Source organism: Yoonia sp. (assembly GCF_017854565.1).
GTDB lineage: Bacteria > Pseudomonadota > Alphaproteobacteria > Rhodobacterales > Rhodobacteraceae > Yoonia.
The window spans coordinates 1-17090 of the sequence record NZ_JAFMHJ010000035.1; the positions used below are offsets into that span (position 1 = coordinate 1).

General features: G+C 62.2%; 14 protein-coding genes. 5 read left to right on the top strand and 9 right to left on the bottom strand.

Features of this window, described 5'->3' with window-relative positions:
- Positions 1-565: 565 nt before the first annotated feature.
- Complete coding sequence (locus tag QZ196_RS13110; RefSeq protein WP_296427116.1) at positions 566-940, top strand: rhodanese-like domain-containing protein; 375 nt, start codon at positions 566-568, stop codon at positions 938-940.
- 52 nt (positions 941-992) lie between these two features.
- Here the strand turns inward: QZ196_RS13110 and QZ196_RS13115 are convergent, their stop codons facing one another.
- From QZ196_RS13115 to serB, 3 genes are all read right to left on the bottom strand, one after another.
- Positions 993-2126 (bottom strand): PLP-dependent transferase, encoded by a 1134-nt coding sequence (locus tag QZ196_RS13115; RefSeq protein WP_296427118.1) that lies wholly within the window; start codon positions 2124-2126, stop codon positions 993-995.
- Positions 2127-2381: 255 nt separating this feature from the next.
- Complete coding sequence (locus tag QZ196_RS13120; RefSeq protein WP_296427120.1) at positions 2382-2660, bottom strand: glucose-6-phosphate isomerase; 279 nt, start codon at positions 2658-2660, stop codon at positions 2382-2384.
- A gap of 139 nt (positions 2661-2799) precedes the next feature.
- Positions 2800-3675: a phosphoserine phosphatase SerB gene (gene serB, locus QZ196_RS13125; protein WP_296427121.1), complete on the bottom strand. Its 876-nt coding sequence runs from the start codon at positions 3673-3675 to the stop codon at positions 2800-2802.
- Between the two features lie 157 nt (positions 3676-3832).
- Between serB and QZ196_RS13130 the strand changes: the two genes are divergently transcribed.
- The 3 genes from QZ196_RS13130 to QZ196_RS13140 all read left to right on the top strand — a co-directional run bounded on the left by QZ196_RS13130 (position 3833) and on the right by QZ196_RS13140 (position 7471).
- Positions 3833-4972, top strand: a complete 1140-nt coding sequence (locus QZ196_RS13130; RefSeq protein WP_296427123.1) for a phosphoserine transaminase — start codon at positions 3833-3835, stop codon at positions 4970-4972.
- A gap of 53 nt (positions 4973-5025) precedes the next feature.
- Positions 5026-6618, top strand: a complete 1593-nt coding sequence (gene serA / locus QZ196_RS13135) for a phosphoglycerate dehydrogenase (protein ID WP_296427125.1) — start codon at positions 5026-5028, stop codon at positions 6616-6618.
- Positions 6619-6679: 61 nt separating this feature from the next.
- Positions 6680-7471, top strand: a complete 792-nt coding sequence (locus tag QZ196_RS13140; protein ID WP_296427126.1) for a metallophosphoesterase — start codon at positions 6680-6682, stop codon at positions 7469-7471.
- Here the strand turns inward: QZ196_RS13140 and QZ196_RS13145 are convergent.
- A complete protein-coding gene (locus QZ196_RS13145; protein WP_296427128.1) occupies positions 7458-9002 on the bottom strand; it encodes a hypothetical protein in 1545 nt (514 codons plus the stop codon). The two genes, QZ196_RS13140 and QZ196_RS13145, sit on opposite strands and share 14 nt — an antisense overlap.
- Positions 9003-9106: 104 nt before the next feature.
- Between QZ196_RS13145 and mnmH the strand changes: the two genes are divergently transcribed.
- Positions 9107-10159: a tRNA 2-selenouridine(34) synthase MnmH gene (gene mnmH / locus QZ196_RS13150; RefSeq protein WP_296427130.1), complete on the top strand. Its 1053-nt coding sequence runs from the start codon at positions 9107-9109 to the stop codon at positions 10157-10159.
- Here mnmH and selD read toward each other — a convergent pair.
- Genes selD through QZ196_RS13175 form a run of 5 tightly spaced genes read right to left on the bottom strand, consistent with a single transcriptional unit; the run spans position 10146 to position 16890 of the window.
- Positions 10146-12251, bottom strand: a complete 2106-nt coding sequence (gene selD / locus QZ196_RS13155) for a selenide, water dikinase SelD (protein WP_296427132.1) — start codon at positions 12249-12251, stop codon at positions 10146-10148. The genes mnmH and selD overlap by 14 nt on opposite strands.
- Positions 12252-12275: 24 nt before the next feature.
- Positions 12276-12833: a pyridoxamine 5'-phosphate oxidase family protein gene (locus QZ196_RS13160; RefSeq protein ID WP_296427134.1), complete on the bottom strand. Its 558-nt coding sequence runs from the start codon at positions 12831-12833 to the stop codon at positions 12276-12278.
- Positions 12826-13863 carry a lipocalin-like domain-containing protein gene (locus QZ196_RS13165; RefSeq protein ID WP_296427135.1) on the bottom strand — a complete coding sequence of 346 codons (1038 nt, stop codon included), beginning with the start codon at positions 13861-13863 and terminating at the stop codon, positions 12826-12828. The genes QZ196_RS13160 and QZ196_RS13165 overlap by 8 nt, the downstream gene beginning before the upstream one ends.
- Positions 13853-16237, bottom strand: a complete 2385-nt coding sequence (locus QZ196_RS13170) for an FtsX-like permease family protein (RefSeq protein ID WP_296427136.1) — start codon at positions 16235-16237, stop codon at positions 13853-13855. The genes QZ196_RS13165 and QZ196_RS13170 overlap by 11 nt, the downstream gene beginning before the upstream one ends.
- Positions 16234-16890, bottom strand: a complete 657-nt coding sequence (locus QZ196_RS13175; RefSeq protein ID WP_296427137.1) for an ABC transporter ATP-binding protein — start codon at positions 16888-16890, stop codon at positions 16234-16236. Before QZ196_RS13175 ends, QZ196_RS13170 begins: the two co-directional genes overlap by 4 nt.
- Positions 16891-17090 lie beyond the last annotated feature (200 nt).

The following is a 17090-nucleotide window of genomic DNA, read 5'->3' on the forward strand; positions in this document are numbered from 1 at the left end:
GCGCTCGGCATACCCGTCACAGAGACCGTGGGATAAGTCTGTCCAGGGAAAGGGGTACCTCGGCCATCAGCCGATTTGTGCAACAGAGTCATAGGCCCCTATCAAACTTCAAACGCTGAACCTCTAACGTCAGTTTTGTCCGCTCTGCCGACCTTCACCCTCGGAAAATGCTGCATGATGCACGAATGGCCGGTTCGGTGAAGCTGCGCTGCGGCATCGTCACTGACTGCGGAGGTCCGCTGTGGGCCGTTCGAAGACAGCATAGTTCAAAATTCTAAAGATCACATTGCCTAACTTGTCCGGACACCATCAAGATTTTCAGCTAAAAATCGCCACGGCCTTCGCTATTTAGTCACTGCCAAAGTGTTTGCCCTCCTCAGCCAGTCCCAATTGTCAGTGTCATAAAGGCAACAAAAATTCGCCGAAATTGCGATGTATCCGGTAGATACTAGAACCTCCCTGTTGGACTTGCCCGGGCACTTTGCCCGGGCTTTTTTTTGGCGGATGGCTGGTTTTTCGGCTGGCTTGGCATAGGTTGAGACACATGCAACAGGAGAGACCACCTATGAAATCTGCCAAAGCCTATCTTGACGAAGCCAATGCCACCGTCACACGCATCACTGTAGAAGAGGCGATTGCCAAACACGCCGCGGGCGCTGCCACGTTTGTCGACGTGCGTGACAGCGGCGATATTGAAAAGTCCGGCACGATCGCCGGGGCGCACCGCGTGCCGCGTGGGTTCATTGAATTCGCCGCCGATGCGGACATGCAATTCCACAATCCAATCTTTCAAAAAGACGCCGAGCTGTGTCTGGTCTGCGGTGCGGGCGGCCAGGCGGCACTTGCCGGTAAGACATTGAAGGAAATGGGTTATAAGAATGTCATCAACGTAGGCGGAATCGGCGACTGGAAGGCCGCAGGCGGCCCCACCGAAGATTGATCATCTGACCTAACAGGCCAGGAACGGCGCTGAAAGGTGCCGTTCCTTTACATCAATGCATCTCGGTTTCCAACGCTTGGGCCCAGTCGGCGATCAGGTCGTCGATGTCTTCGATCCCGACGGACACGCGCAGCAGCGTTTCGGGAATACCGGTGTGCGGCTCAATCGTGTGGCGATGCTCGACCAGACTTTCGACACTGCCGAGCGACGTAGCCCGCAGGAATAATTCCAGCTTGCCAATGACGCGCAGGGCGTCGGCGCGCCCCCCCTTGACCAGCACCGACAACAGGCTGCCAAAACCGCCATGCATTTGTTTTTGCGCGGTTTTATGGCCCGAATTCTGGGGCAGACCGGGGTAAAGAACATCATCAATCCGGGGATGTGCGACAAGGTATTCTGCCAGCGTCTGAGCGTTTTGCGACATGCGTTCGACCCGCAGTGGCAGGGTGCGCATTGCGCGGGTCAGCAACCACGCTTCGAACGGGCCGAGGATCGCGCCTGCGGTCTTGCGATCCAGCGTGATCGCCTGCCAAATTTCCGTTTGTTTATCGCGGGTTGACAGGACACCGGCAAGAACATCGGAGTGGCCGTTGATACCCTTGGTGGCGGAGTGCATGACGATGTCGGCACCATGCGCCAGCGGGCGCATCAGGATCGGGGTTGCGGCCGTGGCGTCCACGATCAGTATCGCATCGGACACATCCGCAATGCGTTGAATATCAACAGTTTTCAGCCATGGATTGGACGGGGTTTCGACAAAGACCAGATCAGCGCGATGGGTCTGGCAGGCGGTTTGCAATGCGTCTGCGTCGACCTCGTGCAGGGTGATCTGGCGGCGGGTGCAAAAGTCGCGGACCCATTGCGTGGTGCCCCAGTAGATGCCCGATTGCACGATGGCCACAGCACCGTTCGGCAAGGTGCGGAAGACCGCGGCAATCGCGGCCATACCCGAGGGGAAAAGCAGCGTATCATCAGCATTTTCAAGAGCTTGCAGGACTTTTTCAGCCTGCCGGAGATTGTCGGAATTGTCGCGCGAATAGATGTTGTCGGGCCGGATCAGCGCATAGTTTTCATCCCGTAGGTACGTGGTTGACGGCTGCAGCGCAGGCACGACGCCACCCGATTGCGGGTCAAGCGCGCCTGCGGCGTGGGCGGCGATAGTGGCAGGTTTATGTGGTTTGCTCATACGCCTTTGTGGCGTGACGACGGGGCGGGATGCAAGGGGGTGCGCAACGTACGGCAGGGCCACCGGCACGATGACACACTGCGGGCCACGCATTTCGCGTAAAGCTGCGGAAAACAAGGCCTATCGGCCATGTGCATCCCGTACAGAAGGCGTACAGAATCCGTGCATACAGATTGACGGATCTGCCGTGGTTAACGCAGCGCCCGGTGTATGTGTGAACGGCGTGTCAAGAAACGGCTACCGGGGGACCCCGCCCTATGGGCAGGGGGCCGTGAAGTATGTGCCGTCGCCGCGCGCGTAGGCGCATAGATCGGTCTCGCTGTTTTGCGCCACGATCGTACCGGCGGCCGCGCCAGCAAGGGCGGCGATCAGGCGCCAGTCGTCATCTGCGCCCAGAATGTCAGCCGTAATCAGGCCAGCAGCGGCGCCGCCGGTCAGGCCGACAACGGTGCGCTGTTCGGTTGTCAGGTTTTCGCAAGCCTGCACGAGCACAAGGCTGGCGGCGGCGATGGTCATGGCGATCGTGCGGTTCATATCAGTTCTCCTGTACCATTTTGCCCGCAGCTTTTCATAGGCCAAGGCGACGGGGCGGTGGTTCTGTTTAGTCACAGATGACCGGGCGCAGATTGATTTGGCGCAATCGAACGGGGGGCGGTTTTTGGGGCGTCGCCCCTCAGGTCACAAATTCATCGCGCGCGTAGCCCTGCAAAAACAGCAGTGCTGTCAGGTCGCCGTGGTTGATGCGGATATCGCATTGTGCCTGCACCGCAGGTTTGGCGTGAAGCGCCGCACCCGTACCCGCCAGCGACAGCATGCCCAGATCATTCGCACCATCCCCCACGGCCAGCACATCGGCCGGTGTGATGTTCAGGCGGGCGGCAATTTCAGTCAGGGCTTGCACCTTGGCCGCCTTGCCGAGGATGGGGCGGGCGACATCGCCGGTCAGTTTGCCATTTTCAACCAGCAGCGTGTTGGCGCGGTTTTCATCAAAGCCCAGCGCCGCCGCAACGCGGGCGGTGAAGGCCGTGAACCCGCCCGAGACAAGTGCGGCGTAGGCGCCGTTGGCCTTCATCGTGGCGACCAGTTCGTAGCCGCCGGGCATATAGGTGATTCGCTGATCAAGGACCTGTTCGATCATGGGTTCGGGCAGATCCTTGAGCAGGCCAACCCGTTCCAGCAGCGCACCTTCAAAGTCGAGTTCCCCGTTCATGGCGCGGGCGGTGATATCGGCGACGCGGGCCCCGACGCCTGCCTCGACGGCTAATTCGTCGATACATTCCTGACGGATCATCGTGCTGTCCATATCGGCCAGCAGCATCTGTTTGCGGCGATTCGCGGCAGGCTGGATGATCAGGTCGACGCAGGCGTCTTGCAGGTCCGACCAGACGTCCCACTGGTTGTCGGGCATATGCGGGATTGCAAATTCGGCGGCTTCGTCGATGGCAAGCCACTGTGCGTCGCCCCCGCCCCATGCGTTGCGCAGGCTATCGACCAAGGCCCGGTCCAGCGTGCGTTCGGTGGGTGTGGTCAACAGGGTCACGATAAACATGGGCAAGTTTCCTATCCGCGCCGGATGTGTCGCAAAAAGCGGCTCGAACGGCGGTCTAGCGTCATTTTGCGTGTTGTGAAAGGGCCGGAGTGGGCCTATGTGCGGCAGTGGGACACCCTTCCCCAACGAAGGGCGATTATCTGAGAGGATACCAGTGATGGTAATGACCAAACCGGCAACGCGGCCGATGAACCCGCGTTTTTCTTCTGGCCCCTGTGCCAAACCCCCCGTCTGGAATTTGAATGCATTAAGCGACGCGCCGTTGGGCCGGTCGCACCGTGCATCTGTGGGCAAGGCCAAGCTGGCCGAGGCGATTGATCTGACACGCGCCATTTTGGGCATCCCCGCCGACTACCGCGTTGGTATCGTGCCGGCGTCGGACACGGGCGCGTTTGAAATGGCGATGTGGTCGCTGTTGGGCGAACGCCCTTCGGAAATGGTCGCGTGGGAATCATTTGGCGCGGGCTGGGTCACGGATGTGGTCAAGCAACTGAAAATCGACGCCACCGTGCATACAGCGGAGTATGGCGAGATCGTCGATATGGCCGCGCTGAACTATGACAATGACGTCTGCTTTACTTGGAACGGCACGACCTCTGGCGTCAAGATGCCGTCGGGCGATGTGATCCCCGGTGACCGGGCCGGTCTGACGCTGTGCGATGCCACATCGGCTGCGTTTGCGCAGGATTTGCCTTGGGGCAAGCTCGATGTGACGACGTTTAGCTGGCAGAAGGTCATGGGCGGTGAAGCCGCGCATGGGATGCTGGTGCTGTCGCCGCGTGCCGTGGAGCGTCTGGAAAGCTATACGCCCGCATGGCCGCTGCCAAAGATTTTCCGCCTGACGTCGAAGGGCAAGCTGATCGAGGGTATTTTCAAAGGCGAGACGATCAACACGCCGTCGATGCTGGCGGTCGAGGATTATCTTGTCGCGCTCAAATGGGGCCGGTCGATTGGCGGTTTGGATGCGCTGATGCACCGGGCCAATGCCAATGCGCAGGCGATCTGGAGCTTTTGCGCGGAAAACGATTGGATCGAAAACCTGGCTGTTGATCCGGCGACGCGGTCGAATACGTCGGTCTGCCTGAAGTTCACCGATGACCGGATCACCGACGGCGCTGCCTTTGCCAAAGCGATTGCCAAGCGGCTTGAGGCCGAGAATATCGCGCTGGATATCGGTGCGTATCGTGACGCCCCTGCCGGTCTGCGGATCTGGTGCGGCGCAACGGTCGAGACATCCGACATCGAAGCAATGCTGCCATGGCTTGCCTGGGCATTCGAGACAGAAATCACAGCGTAAGGTGGGTTTTAACCCACCCTACCCCTTTCCCCATTCAAGTATAGGAGCCCATCATGGCCCCCAAAGTTCTTATCTCTGATGAACTGTCCCCTGCTGCCGTGCAGATATTTAAGGATCGCGGCATTGATGTCGATTTCCAGCCCGATCTGGGCAAGGACAAAGACAAATTGCTGGCTGTGATCGGCAACTACGATGGTCTGGCCATCAGGTCGGCGACCAAAGCCACCGAAAAGATCATCAACGCCGCGACCAACCTCAAGGTGATCGGCCGCGCCGGGATCGGTGTCGATAACGTCGATCGCGAGGCGGCGTCCCGCAAGGGTATCATCGTGATGAACACGCCCTTTGGCAATATGATCACCACCGCCGAACACGCCATTGCGATGATGTTTGCCGTGGCCCGCCAGATTCCCGAGGCCAGCGCGTCGACACATGCGGGCAAGTGGGAGAAATCCAAGTTCATGGGGGTCGAGCTGACCGGCAAGACGCTTGGTGTGATCGGTGCGGGGAATATCGGCTCCATCGTCTGTGACCGTGCGCGTGGCCTGAAGATGAAGGTCATCGCCATGGACCCGTTCCTGTCCGAAGAGCGCGCCACCGAGATCGGTGTCGAGAAGGTCGAATTGGAAGATCTGCTGAAGCGGTCTGATTTCATCACGCTGCACGTGCCGCTGACGGCGGACACCAAGAACATCCTGAGCCGTGAAAACCTTGAGAAGACCAAAAAGGGCGTCCGCATCATCAACTGTGCGCGCGGTGGTCTGGTCGATGAACAGGCGCTGGCCGATCTTTTGACTGCGGGTCATATCGCCGGTGCTGCCCTTGACGTTTTCGCCGTGGAGCCCGCGACCGAAAACCCGCTGTTCGGTCTGCCCAACGTCGTTTGCACCCCGCATCTGGGCGCCGCCACGACAGAAGCACAAGAAAACGTCGCCTTGCAGGTGGCCGAGCAGATGTCGGATTACCTGCTGACAGGGGCCGTGCAAAACGCGCTGAACATGCCGTCCGTGACGGCAGAAGAAGCCAAGATCATGGGCCCTTGGATCAAGCTGTCAGGCCATCTGGGCAACTTTATCGGTCAGATGACGGATGAGCCGATCAAGGCGATCAACATTCTGTTTGACGGTGAAGCCAGCGAAATGAACCTCAAGGCGCTGACAGCGGCCACCGTTGCGGGCATCATGAAAACCGCTAACCCGGATGTGAACATGGTATCCGCCCCGGTGATCGCCAAAGAGCGTGGCGTGAAGATTTCCACGACCAAGCAAGACCAGTCCGGCGCCTTTGAAGGCTACGTCAAGGTCACCGTCGTCACCGACACGCGCGAACGGTCGATCGCGGGCACGGTGTTCAGCGACGGCAAGCCGCGCTTTATCCAGATCAAGGGTATCAACATTGATGCCGATGTGGGGCCGCACATGCTCTATACCACCAACAAGGACGTGCCGGGTATCATCGGCACGTTGGGCACGACGCTGGGCCAGCACGACGTGAACATCGCGAACTTTACCCTTGGTCGGTCCGCCGCCAAGGGCGAGGCGATTGCCATACTTTACCTGGACGAGCCGGTGCCCGCCGCCGTGTTAAAGGCATTGGAAGCGACAGGTCTGTTCCAACAGGTCAAGCCGCTGACGTTCGAAGTCTGATAGGGCAAAAGGGGGGGGGTGCGTGACATCATGCGCCCCCACCCCCAAACAAGGAAACGCGATGCGCCCGACCTATGCCATTGGTGACATCCACGGCCAGAAAGCCATGCTGGACCGCGCGCTGGCGCTGATCGCGGATGATGGCGGGGCGGATGCGCAAATCGTGTTTCTGGGTGACTATACCGATCGCGGGCCGGACAGCCGGGGCGTGATCGAAACCCTGATCGCAGGGCGCGACGCGGGGCGCAACTGGGTGTTCATCCGCGGCAATCACGACCGGATGTTCAGCCGCTATATCCGGCAGGGCACCTTGCATGATCCCCGGGTGAAATCGGGGCTGAGCTGGCTTAATCAACGGCTTGGCGGTGCCGATACGCTGGGATCTTACGGGGTCGCTGGTGACATGCATTTCGACCGGCATGTGGATGGCACGCCTGAACAGTTGATCTATTGCACGGGCGATGATGGCCGGGTGCATCCCGACGCATTGCATCACAGCGCACGGGGTGTCGTGCCCGCGGCGCATCTGGATTTTCTGGACGCGCTGCCGCTGTGGCACCGCACCGATGACCTGCTGTTCGTCCATGCGGGTCTGCGGCCCGGCATCGCGCTTGCCGATCAGGCCGAGGATGACCTGATCTGGATACGCGACGGATTTTTGGACAGCGATCATGATTTCGGCCATCTGGTCGTGCATGGCCACACCGCGCTGGACCAGCCGCAACATTTCGGCAACCGCGTCGATCTGGACGGCGGCGCGGGGTATGGCCGCCCGTTGATACCTGCGGTGTTCCAAGGGCGCGACTGCTGGCTGCTGACCGATGCAGGGCGGGTGCCGCTTAATCCCGCCTGATCACGCCCGTGACAGCCGCCGCGCCAATGGCGGTGACGATCCAGCCCAGCGCGGTCAGGCACCACTCCAACCACCAAAGCTGCCGCCCCCACCAGCCGCGATTGGTGGAGGGTGACCATGCGGTTTCTTGCCCCAATGCGATGATAGGGATGACAATATCGACGGCATAGGCAACGGGTTGAAAAGTTTCATAATCCTGACCGGGGCCAAGCGGGTCTGACCATGTCGCCGCCGGATTTGGATATGCGGTGCGATCATCAGCCAGCGCCTGCCAACCTGCGGAATTCAGAATCACATCGGAGTTCGGTGCGAAATCACCCGCGTCCCACGCCTTGGCTGCCACATACGCGCCAAGGCTGATCAAGAACACCAGCAAGAAAATGCTGCGATGCGGTTTATAGCCATACCCGACCGTTTCGCGAAACACGATATCTACAATCGTGCTACCGATATTACGCGGCGACAAGATGCTCTTGAGCCAGTGCCGTTTATGACACCGCCGGGCGCGGACTGTTTTGCGCTGTTCGCGTTCCTTGGCGATCAAAATCTCGCGCGCTTCGGCCCGGTGGCCGCTTTCGCGCAGGACCTTGGCGAGTTGTTCGTAGGGTTGCGGGTGGAAACCGCCGTCGTTCTTCGCACCTTTTTTCAGCCAATCCAGCCGTTCCAGCACATCAGTGGACCCGTGCAACACGTCGTAGGTCAGCCCGACCATGGTCAGATCATTACATTTGTCCCAACTGGCAGCGTCGTCAGCCAAATCAGCGAAATGGGCAGAGCTCAGGTTCACCCGGCCTGTCACGGCTTTGACATTTCGCCAAAGAAAACCTCCCTTGACCGACGCGCGTTGCAGATTGAGCGCAGGGCCATCCGCATTTTCCAGCGTCGCGCCTTCACAATCCAACTGCCCGGTGATCGCGGCACCGGAGAGGCTGACCGCGCCCTTTGCCGTGAGCCCGCTCAAAAACACACCCCCGCCCACCTGCGCGCGTTGCAGATTGAGCGCAGGGCCATCCGCATTTTCCAGCGTCGCGCCTTCACAAGCCAACTGCCCGGTGATCGCGGCACCGGAGAGGCTGACCGCGCCCTTTGCCTTAAGCCCGCGCAAAAACACATCCCCGCCCACCTGCACGCCTTGGGCATTCAGGCCGGACGGCAGCGTGCTACGGTTTAGATATAGCCCATGCAGCTTGAGATGCATCATCTCCGGGCGTGCCGCGATGTGGCAATCGTATAGGCTAATCGGCCCGGCGGCAGTGGCGAAGGACAGATCGAGGGTGTGTTCGATCCATGCGCCTTGCACCTCCACCCCCGCCGCCTGTGTACGGCATTCATCACAGCCGCCAAGGATCAGGTAGCGCAGCAGGGGCGCGCGAATCAGGACGGCTTCGGTTTTGGTGGTCGGGGTGGTGTCGCCGATGTTCGCACGCTTACCCGCTTTCGCGGCGTCGATGACTATGTTCTCGGCGGGGGTCAGGGCGACCCCGTTAAGGTCGGACCATCGGGTGATGTGGGGGAGTGGGGTGTTCAACATTTGGGGGCTCGATACATTGTTGTTTGCACGCTAGGCGCGAAAGCGGGGGGCGGCAATGGCGGATGGGCCTTTTGCACCGGCGCGTGCTGGGCTACAGGGCGTGTATGCCGATTGAATTTAACAGTTTGGATGCGATCCTGAACCACGGGTTTGACACCGTGATCGACGTGCGTTCGCCTGCGGAATTCGCCGAGGACCACGTGCCAGGGGCGATCAACCTGCCCGCGCTGACGGACGCACAGCGCGTCGGGGTCGGCACGGTTTACAAGCGGATCAGCGCCTTTGATGGTCGCAAGATCGGCGCGGCGATGGTTGCGCGCAATGTCGCGGATCATATTGACGGGCCGTTGGCCACCAAGGACGGAAGCTGGCGGCCACTGGTTTATTGCTGGCGTGGCGGGCAGCGATCGGGGTCGGTTGCGACGATCCTTAGCCAGATCGGGTGGCGCACCGAGGTCGTGCAGGGCGGCTATCAGACGTTTCGGCGGCTTGTGAACCACGCCCTTTATGATGATCCGCTGCCGCATCGGGTGGTGTTGCTGGACGGCAATACCGGGACCGCGAAGACCGCGATCCTGGCGCGGTTGGCGGCGCGGGGTGTGCAGGTGATCGACCTTGAGGGGTTGGCGGGGCATCGGGGGTCGTTGCTGGGGGCGACTGCAGCGGGGCAGCCAAGCCAGAAGGCGTTCGAGACAGCGCTTGCCGTGGCGTTGAACGGTCTTGATCCGGCGCGGCCCGTGGTGGTCGAGGCGGAAAGCAGCAAGATCGGGCGGATTGCGCTGCCGCCATCGTTATGGGTGGCGATGCTGGCCGCGCGGCGGGTTGTGATCGAAGCCCCGATGCAAGCACGCGCGGCCTTTTTGACCGCGGCCTATGCGGATATTATTGCAGAGCCGGATGAGGTGGCCCGCCGACTGGCACCGCTGCGCAACTTGCGCGGCCATGCGGTTGTGGACGGCTGGATTGCGCTGCTGCGCGGGGGCGAATTCGCGGCATTGGCAACGGCGCTGATGGTCGAGCATTACGACGCCGCCTATACCAAATCGCGCCGGATCGATGAGCGTGACGTGATCGCGGTTGTGCAGGCACAGACGCTGGATGAAGTCGGGCAAGACCGCGCGGCAGATGCAGTCATGGCGGCGCTTAGCGGGCTGTGATGCCCGGATCATGGGTGATTTCGCCGATGATTGCAGCCGGATAGCCGGCGGCTTTGAGATCGCGCAGGACCGTTTCGGCCTTATCGGCGGCGACGGCGGCAAGCAGGCCACCAGCGGTTTGCGGATCGAACAACAGGTCATACGTCGCGCCTCCCGGTCCGGTGACAGCCCCCGCGCCGCGTTGATTATCCGCGAAAAGCGATGAGCGGATGCCCGATTGCGCCAGCGCCAGAGCGCCTTGCATGAGCGGGATTGCGGCAAGCGTCAGTATAGCCCCGGTCCCGGACGCAGCGCAGATACCGCGCAGGTGCCCGGCAAGGCCAAAGCCGGTCACGTCTGTCATGGCGTGCGCGGCATGCAGGCGTTCGGCGGCATTGGCCTGGGGTGCGGTCATCAGGTCAAGACAGGCGATGACATCGGCACCGCGGGCGGCACCAGCCATTTCGGCGGCCATGATCGTGCCACTGCCGATGGGTTTGGTCACGATCAGCGCGTCGCCGGGTTTGGCGCCTGCCAGTGTGATGGGGTTTTCGGTCAGTCCGGTGATGGTAAACCCGATGGTCAGTTCATCGCCAAGCGATGTGTGGCCGCCGACGATGACGGCGCCCGCCTTGGTCATGACGGCGGTCGCGGTTTGCATGATTTCGCTCAGGGTGCGTTGTTGCAGGTCGGCGGACATGCGCGGCAGGATAATGCTGGCGGTGGCGGCTTGGGCGCGCGCGCCCATCGCCCAGATATCGCCCAGCGCATGGATCGCGGCGATGCGGGCCATCAGGGCCGGATCATGGGTGAGCGCGCGCAGGTGGTCGGTCGTGATGATCTGCCCCGGTTGCACGATCGCCGCGTCATCGCCGAAGGTGTCGGCAAGCACGGTTTGCAGCGCGGCCCGCCCGACCTTGGCACCGCAGCCGCCGCACATGGGTCTATCGCCCAAGGCGTCGGCCATCCCAAGGGCGACTGTGCGCGGCAGTTTGGGTCCCTGCATCGCGGGCAATGTGCCGAACTGGTCCATGAACTTGCGGTCAATGTGGTCTTTCCAGCGCCAAAGCAGGGGACCTTTGCGGGCAGTTCCGAATTTCTCGGCGAGGGCGGATTTGCCGCCAAGCGAGATGAGTTTGAGGTAGTCGCATTGCGGTTTGTAGGGGCGCAGATCGCCTCCCGACAAGATCGCGCGCAGGTTGTCGTAAAGCACCGGCGCCTGACGCACGGCAAAGACGCCGGCCTTTGGGCGGGGCGTCGCGCCAAGGTGGGCGCAGTCACCGACGGCAAAGATCGCCGGATCGCTGGATTGCAGGGCAGCGTTGACCGTGATGAAACCGTCGTGCGTTTCGACGCCGATCGTGGCAATCCAGTCGTGCGGTTTCGCCCCCGCAGCCCCGGTGGTAAAATCGGATCGGATCATGCGCCCGTCGGCCAGCATGACGCCCTGTGGGGTGATCTGGCGGACCTCGGCGTTTTCGATCAGCTGCACGCCTTGCGCGCCAAGGGCGGCACGCATTTTCTGGCGCGCGGTGGTGCCGAGGTCTTTGAGGGCTATTCCCCGGTCGATCAAATGCACCGTGGGCGTTTTGTCGCGCAGCGCATGAGCCATCGCCATGGCCAGTTCGGCACCGGCCACGCCACCGCCGATGATCGCGATATGGGGGTCTGTGGTGTCGCGGCGGAAATTATCCCAGCGCGACGCGAAAGTGCCCAGCGGCTTGGCGGGGATCGCATGGGCGGTAAAGCCGGGCAGCGCAGGCATGGCCGACGTGATACCGACGTCGATCGCCACAATATCATAGGCGATGGGAGGGCGCCCCGGAACGGTGATTGTCCGGGTGCCGCGGTCAATGGCCGTGGCGGCACCGTCAATCAGGCGCGCGCCCGCGAAACGGGCCAGTTTGACCAGATCAATATCAAGTTCATCGCGGGTATAGTGGCCGGCGACGAAACCGGGCAGCATGCCCGAATAGGGCGCCGTCGGACCGGGGTTGATCACCGTGACGCGCACGCCGGGCAGCGCGTTCATGCCCCATTTGCGCAACACGAGGGCGTGGCAGTGACCGCCGCCGATCAGGACAAGATCGCGGGTAAGGGGAAGGTTATGCATTGCGGTGTGTTAGCCGGACGCGGGTCAGGGCGAAAGCCATTTCCCGGCCCAGTCATCGGAACGTGAATAGCTGGCGCGCCGGTGATCATCGCCAAGGTGAACCACGTCGATCGTGATGATCCGGCAGTGCAGGACCGCAAAGGTGTCGGGGTACGCATTCTTGATGTAGTCAAGCGCGTCGGGAATTGGCCGACCCGGTGCCGGGCTGACGCCATAGCTTTGTCGTGACTGGGCGGGAATGTTTTCCCACAGCGGGCGCACGGCGGGGCCGGATGCGATTGTCACCTCGGTCTTGAGGCGGATTTGCAGGGCCTGCGCCGGGTCCCAGATGTGCAGCGCCGCGCGGGGGTTCTTCTTGAGGCTGCGGATCTTGTCTGAATGCAGGTCAGAGTAGACGCTGACGATACCCGCTTCGGTATCGGAGCCGCGCAGCACCACGGTGCGCGCCTCGGGCCAATTGTCGGGCGATACCGTTGCAAATGTTGGCCTGCGGGCGGGATGGCCCGCGTCAACGAGACCTTGGATCAGGGTATCCCAGACCTGAATGTGCAGACCTTCGAGGGTCTCGAACCAGTTACTCATAGCCTGTCATCTCCAGATAGCCGTGGCCCGTGTGGCTGCCGGTGACCCGCACCGGGCCTTCCCAATAGGGAACGGAGGTGGTCATCCATGCATCGGGATTTATGGCGTCAACGATCACATTGACACCTTTTTCGGGCAGTTGCACGTGCCAGCGAACGGGGATGTCGCGGTTGGCGGTCGTGTGTGTCATCAAAGGCGCGGCGGTGAAGGCACCGTTGGGAAAGGCCGTTGCCGTCCCGTCCGGGGCGATCCATGTGGCAGAGGTATAGTTTTGCCCATCGGTCTGTTGCAGCCGAAATCCCATCATCTTGGCCCCGTCATCAAACGACAGCGAAAACCAGTCCCAGCCGGTTTGATTGTCGGCCAGCGGTTGCGACGACCATTCCCGGTCCAGCCATGCGGTGCCCGTGACGGCAAAGTCGCCGTCAGGCAGGCTCAGGGTGCCGGAGATATCGTAGAACGGTTGCGAATAGTAATAGGACGCCTGCCCGGCGGCGGATTTGACGGAAAACCCGTTGTCGCCGTGAAATACCAGCGGCCCATCGGCGGTCATGGTCATGTCGTAGGTAAAGTCAGGGCTGCTGGCGGTCATCTGCAGCGCATCCATGTCGCCTGTCATCTGCCAGTCGTCGATCCATGCGCTGAACGGATCGGCGGTCACGCCGGCCTGCCCGATCCCGCCACGTGCGAGCCGTTCGCTGACGTAGTGGTCGGTTGGGGTCGTGACGGCGGCGTGCCCCATCCAAAGCTGCGGCGCAGCCCAGCCCGCCCCGCCCGTCGGCGCGAGGGCAGAGCGGAAAAGTGTCCATTGCAGCCCATAGGCTGTGCCGTCGGCAGAGCGCAGATTAGCGGTCACGTACCACCATTCGATGCGGTAATCGTCATGGGGGCCGTGGTCACGGGGGAAATCGAAGGTCGGGTTGGGCGCAGGCACGCTGAAACCGGCGCTATCGGACCCTAGACCCGCGAAGCCTTGGGCGTTTGCCATCAGGGGGAGCAGCAGCGCGATGACCAGGGCCTTAGCGTTCATTGGAAAAGACTTTCAGCAGGTCCGCAGGCGGGGTGCGCGCCAGACGCCACGCAGGCCACAGCGCGGCAAGCGCGGCGGCGATCAGCGCAAAAAGGCCGAGGCGCGCGTAGTCGGCGGGGAACAGGTACATGGGCAGTTGCCACCCAAACGCGGCCACGTTGACGACCGCCAGCAGCGCCCACGCCAGCCCCAGACCAAGCGGCAGCGCAAGGCTGGCCGTCAGCATCGCCAGCAGCACTGCGCGCAGCAGTTCCAGCCGCCCCAGTTGCGCGCGCGTCATGCCCATGGCCCACGCAGGGGCAAGTTGCGGCACACGCATGCTGGCCAATGTCAGCAAGCTCATCAATATGGCGAAACCGGCGACGGCGAGGGTCAGGACATTCAGCGCCGTCGTGACCGTAAAGGTGCGGTCAAAGACGCCAAGCGAGAACGCTTTTATCCCCGCCTGATTGATCGTTTGGCTGGCGGGGATGCCGATATCAGCCGCCATCCGGGTGACGAAATCGCCGACCTTGGACCGGTCCATCCGCAGGCCAAAGCGTTGCGGGGTGACGGTGGGGTAAAGGCCGGCAAACAGGTCTTCGCTGATCAGCGCCTGACCGATGGGGTTGCCGTAGTCGCCATAGACCCCGGCGATGGTCAGGGTTTGGGATTGCAGGGGCACGGTGTCGCCAATGCGCAGGTTGGCGCGGCGTGACAACTGTTCGTTGATCAAGATGGTTTGGCCCGCAAATGTCGTGTCCCAAAGATCCGGCGCGGCGTTCAGAAAGGTCCAGTTGTCACGGTAGGTTCGGTGGTCGCGGGCACCGAAGACCTCGGTTTGCAGGCCCGCGATCTGGGTCTCGACCGACTGGATCGGCAGCACCGCATCGACGCGGGGGGTGGCGTAGGCGATGATTGCCTGCGCCTGTGTGGCGTCCTGCGCTGAGACGTAAAGCTCGGACGCGAGGCGCTGATCAAGGAACGCGGTAAAGGTCAGCCGGAAGCTGGACACCATCGTGGACACGCCGACGTTGGCGGCCATGGCCAGCAACAGCGCCATGAGCGCGAGCGAAAGGCCGGGCAGTTGCTGGCGCGTATCGGCCCAGAACCACTGGGCGGTGATGGATTTGGCCCGCGCGCTGGTCGCCGCAAGAACACGGTCGAGGATGATCGGCAGGGCCAGGGCCGCGCCGATCAACAGCGCACCCAGCAGCGCGAAACCCGCGATCAGCCCGTCTGCCGTCAGCGCGAGGATCAGCGCGATCACCAGCAGGAGCGCGGCAGCGGCCCCCTGCATGACCGCGCCCTGCCCTGCGGCCATGGCCAGCGCGCGCGGTTGCGCCGATGCAAGCAGCGGCATGCGCGACATTTTCCACAACGCACCGCTGGCCGCGATGGCGGTGCCGCCCAGCGCGATGGCCAGCCCCGAAAGCCACCAGACCGGGCGCAGTTGCAGCGTGCCGGACACGTCTGCGCCATAAAGCCCGCGCAGGGTCGCGGCGACATCGGGCAGCAGCAGTGCCGCGATGACATACCCCAGCATGACGCCAACCCCGCCCGCGATCAGGGCAAAGAACATCAGTTCCGCAGCCATCAAGACGATAAGGCGGCGCAGTGGCAGGCCCAGCGCGCGCAGGGTCCGCACAACCGGGCGGCGTTGTTCGAACGCAAGCCCGATGGCGCCGTTGACGATAAAGATGCCAACAGCAAACGATAGCAAGCCAAAGGCCGTCAGGTTGAGGTGAAAACTGTCCGTCAGCCGCCCGATATCAGAGCCGCCCTGCGCGGACTGTCGGACCAGTTGCGGCGCGATATCGGCAAGATCAGGCCGCTCGCGGGGTTGAACCGGTGCCACGATCAGGCTGTCGATCTGCCCCGGTTTTCCAAGCAGCCGCTGGGCTGCGCCAATGTCGGTAATCGCAGAGCCGGGGGCGATATCGGGGGTGATGGTGATCTGTAGGTCGGGCAGGCGTCCGGCGGTGGCTGCGTTGGCGAAAAGCGGGCCGTTGCCGACAAGAAAGTCGGCGATGTCGGCACCTTGGGTCAGGCGGACGGGGCCAATGCCAGCCGGCGCTGTCAGCGGGTCGATGCCCACGATACGCACGCCGTTCAGCCGCCCCTGAACCACAGGGCTGACCAGCCAACCGGCGCGGCGCAGGGTGATATAGGTCGCTTGATCCATCGGCTGCCCGTCGCGGCGGCCAAGCCTGTCGTATTGCCCTTCGCCAAGCGTGGCGGCAGCAGCGCGATAGCTGGCGCGGGCCTCGGCGTTGACGGCCTGCACGCCGGACCACAGTGCCGTGGCCAAGGCAAGGCCCGCGAGCAACGTAAAAAGCTGCAAAGGGTTGCGCCACCAGTGCGACAGCAGCGCTTGAAGGGTCGCGCGTGTCATGCCACCTGTCCGGCGCGCAGATGCAGGCGACGCCCCAACCGTGCGGCAAGCGCAGCCGAATGGGTGACCATCAGCAGGCCCGCGCCGGTTTCGCGCACCAGTTCCAGCATCAGGTCCATGACAATGGCGGCGGTGCCTTCGTCAAGGTTTCCGGTCGGCTCATCGGCCAGCACAAGGCGCGGTTTGGGCGCGAGGGTGCGCGCGATTGCGACCCGCTGTTGTTGCCCACCCGAAAGCTGTTCGGGGTATTTGCCCAACTGCGATGTCAGCCCCATCCGGTCGGTCAGGGTCGCGGTCCATGCCGGATCGTATTGGTTGGCCAAACGGGCCTGAAAGGCGATGTTATCCGCCACCTTCAGACTGGGAATAAGGTTGAATTGCTGAAACACGACGCCCACGGTGCCGCGTCGCAGATGCGCGCGCCCGTTGTCATCCAGCGCGGCGATATCGCTGCCGTTGATGATGATCTGGCCACGGTCAGGCGTGTCGAGACCGCCGATGAGGTGCAGAAGCGTGCTTTTGCCGCTACCGGATTCACCCGTCAGCGCCAGCGTTTCGCCCGCACCCAGCGTCAGGTCAATACCGCGCAGGACGGCAAAAGGGCCGTCGGCGGTGGCATAGCTTTTGTGAATATCCTGAACGGTAAGCAGCATGATACCTCGTGTGTTGGGATTGATTTAACACGGCATCGCGCAAAGGAAACGCCCCGAACCATTGGGGGGCCGAAATATGGGCCGCCGCGCTGATGAGCAGGCCACAAAAGATTGCGCCGATCACCCGAAGAACGCCGTATATGCGCAAAACTTCACAGCGGCGCGGACATCTTGCAAAGTCCGCATGTGATGACCTGACG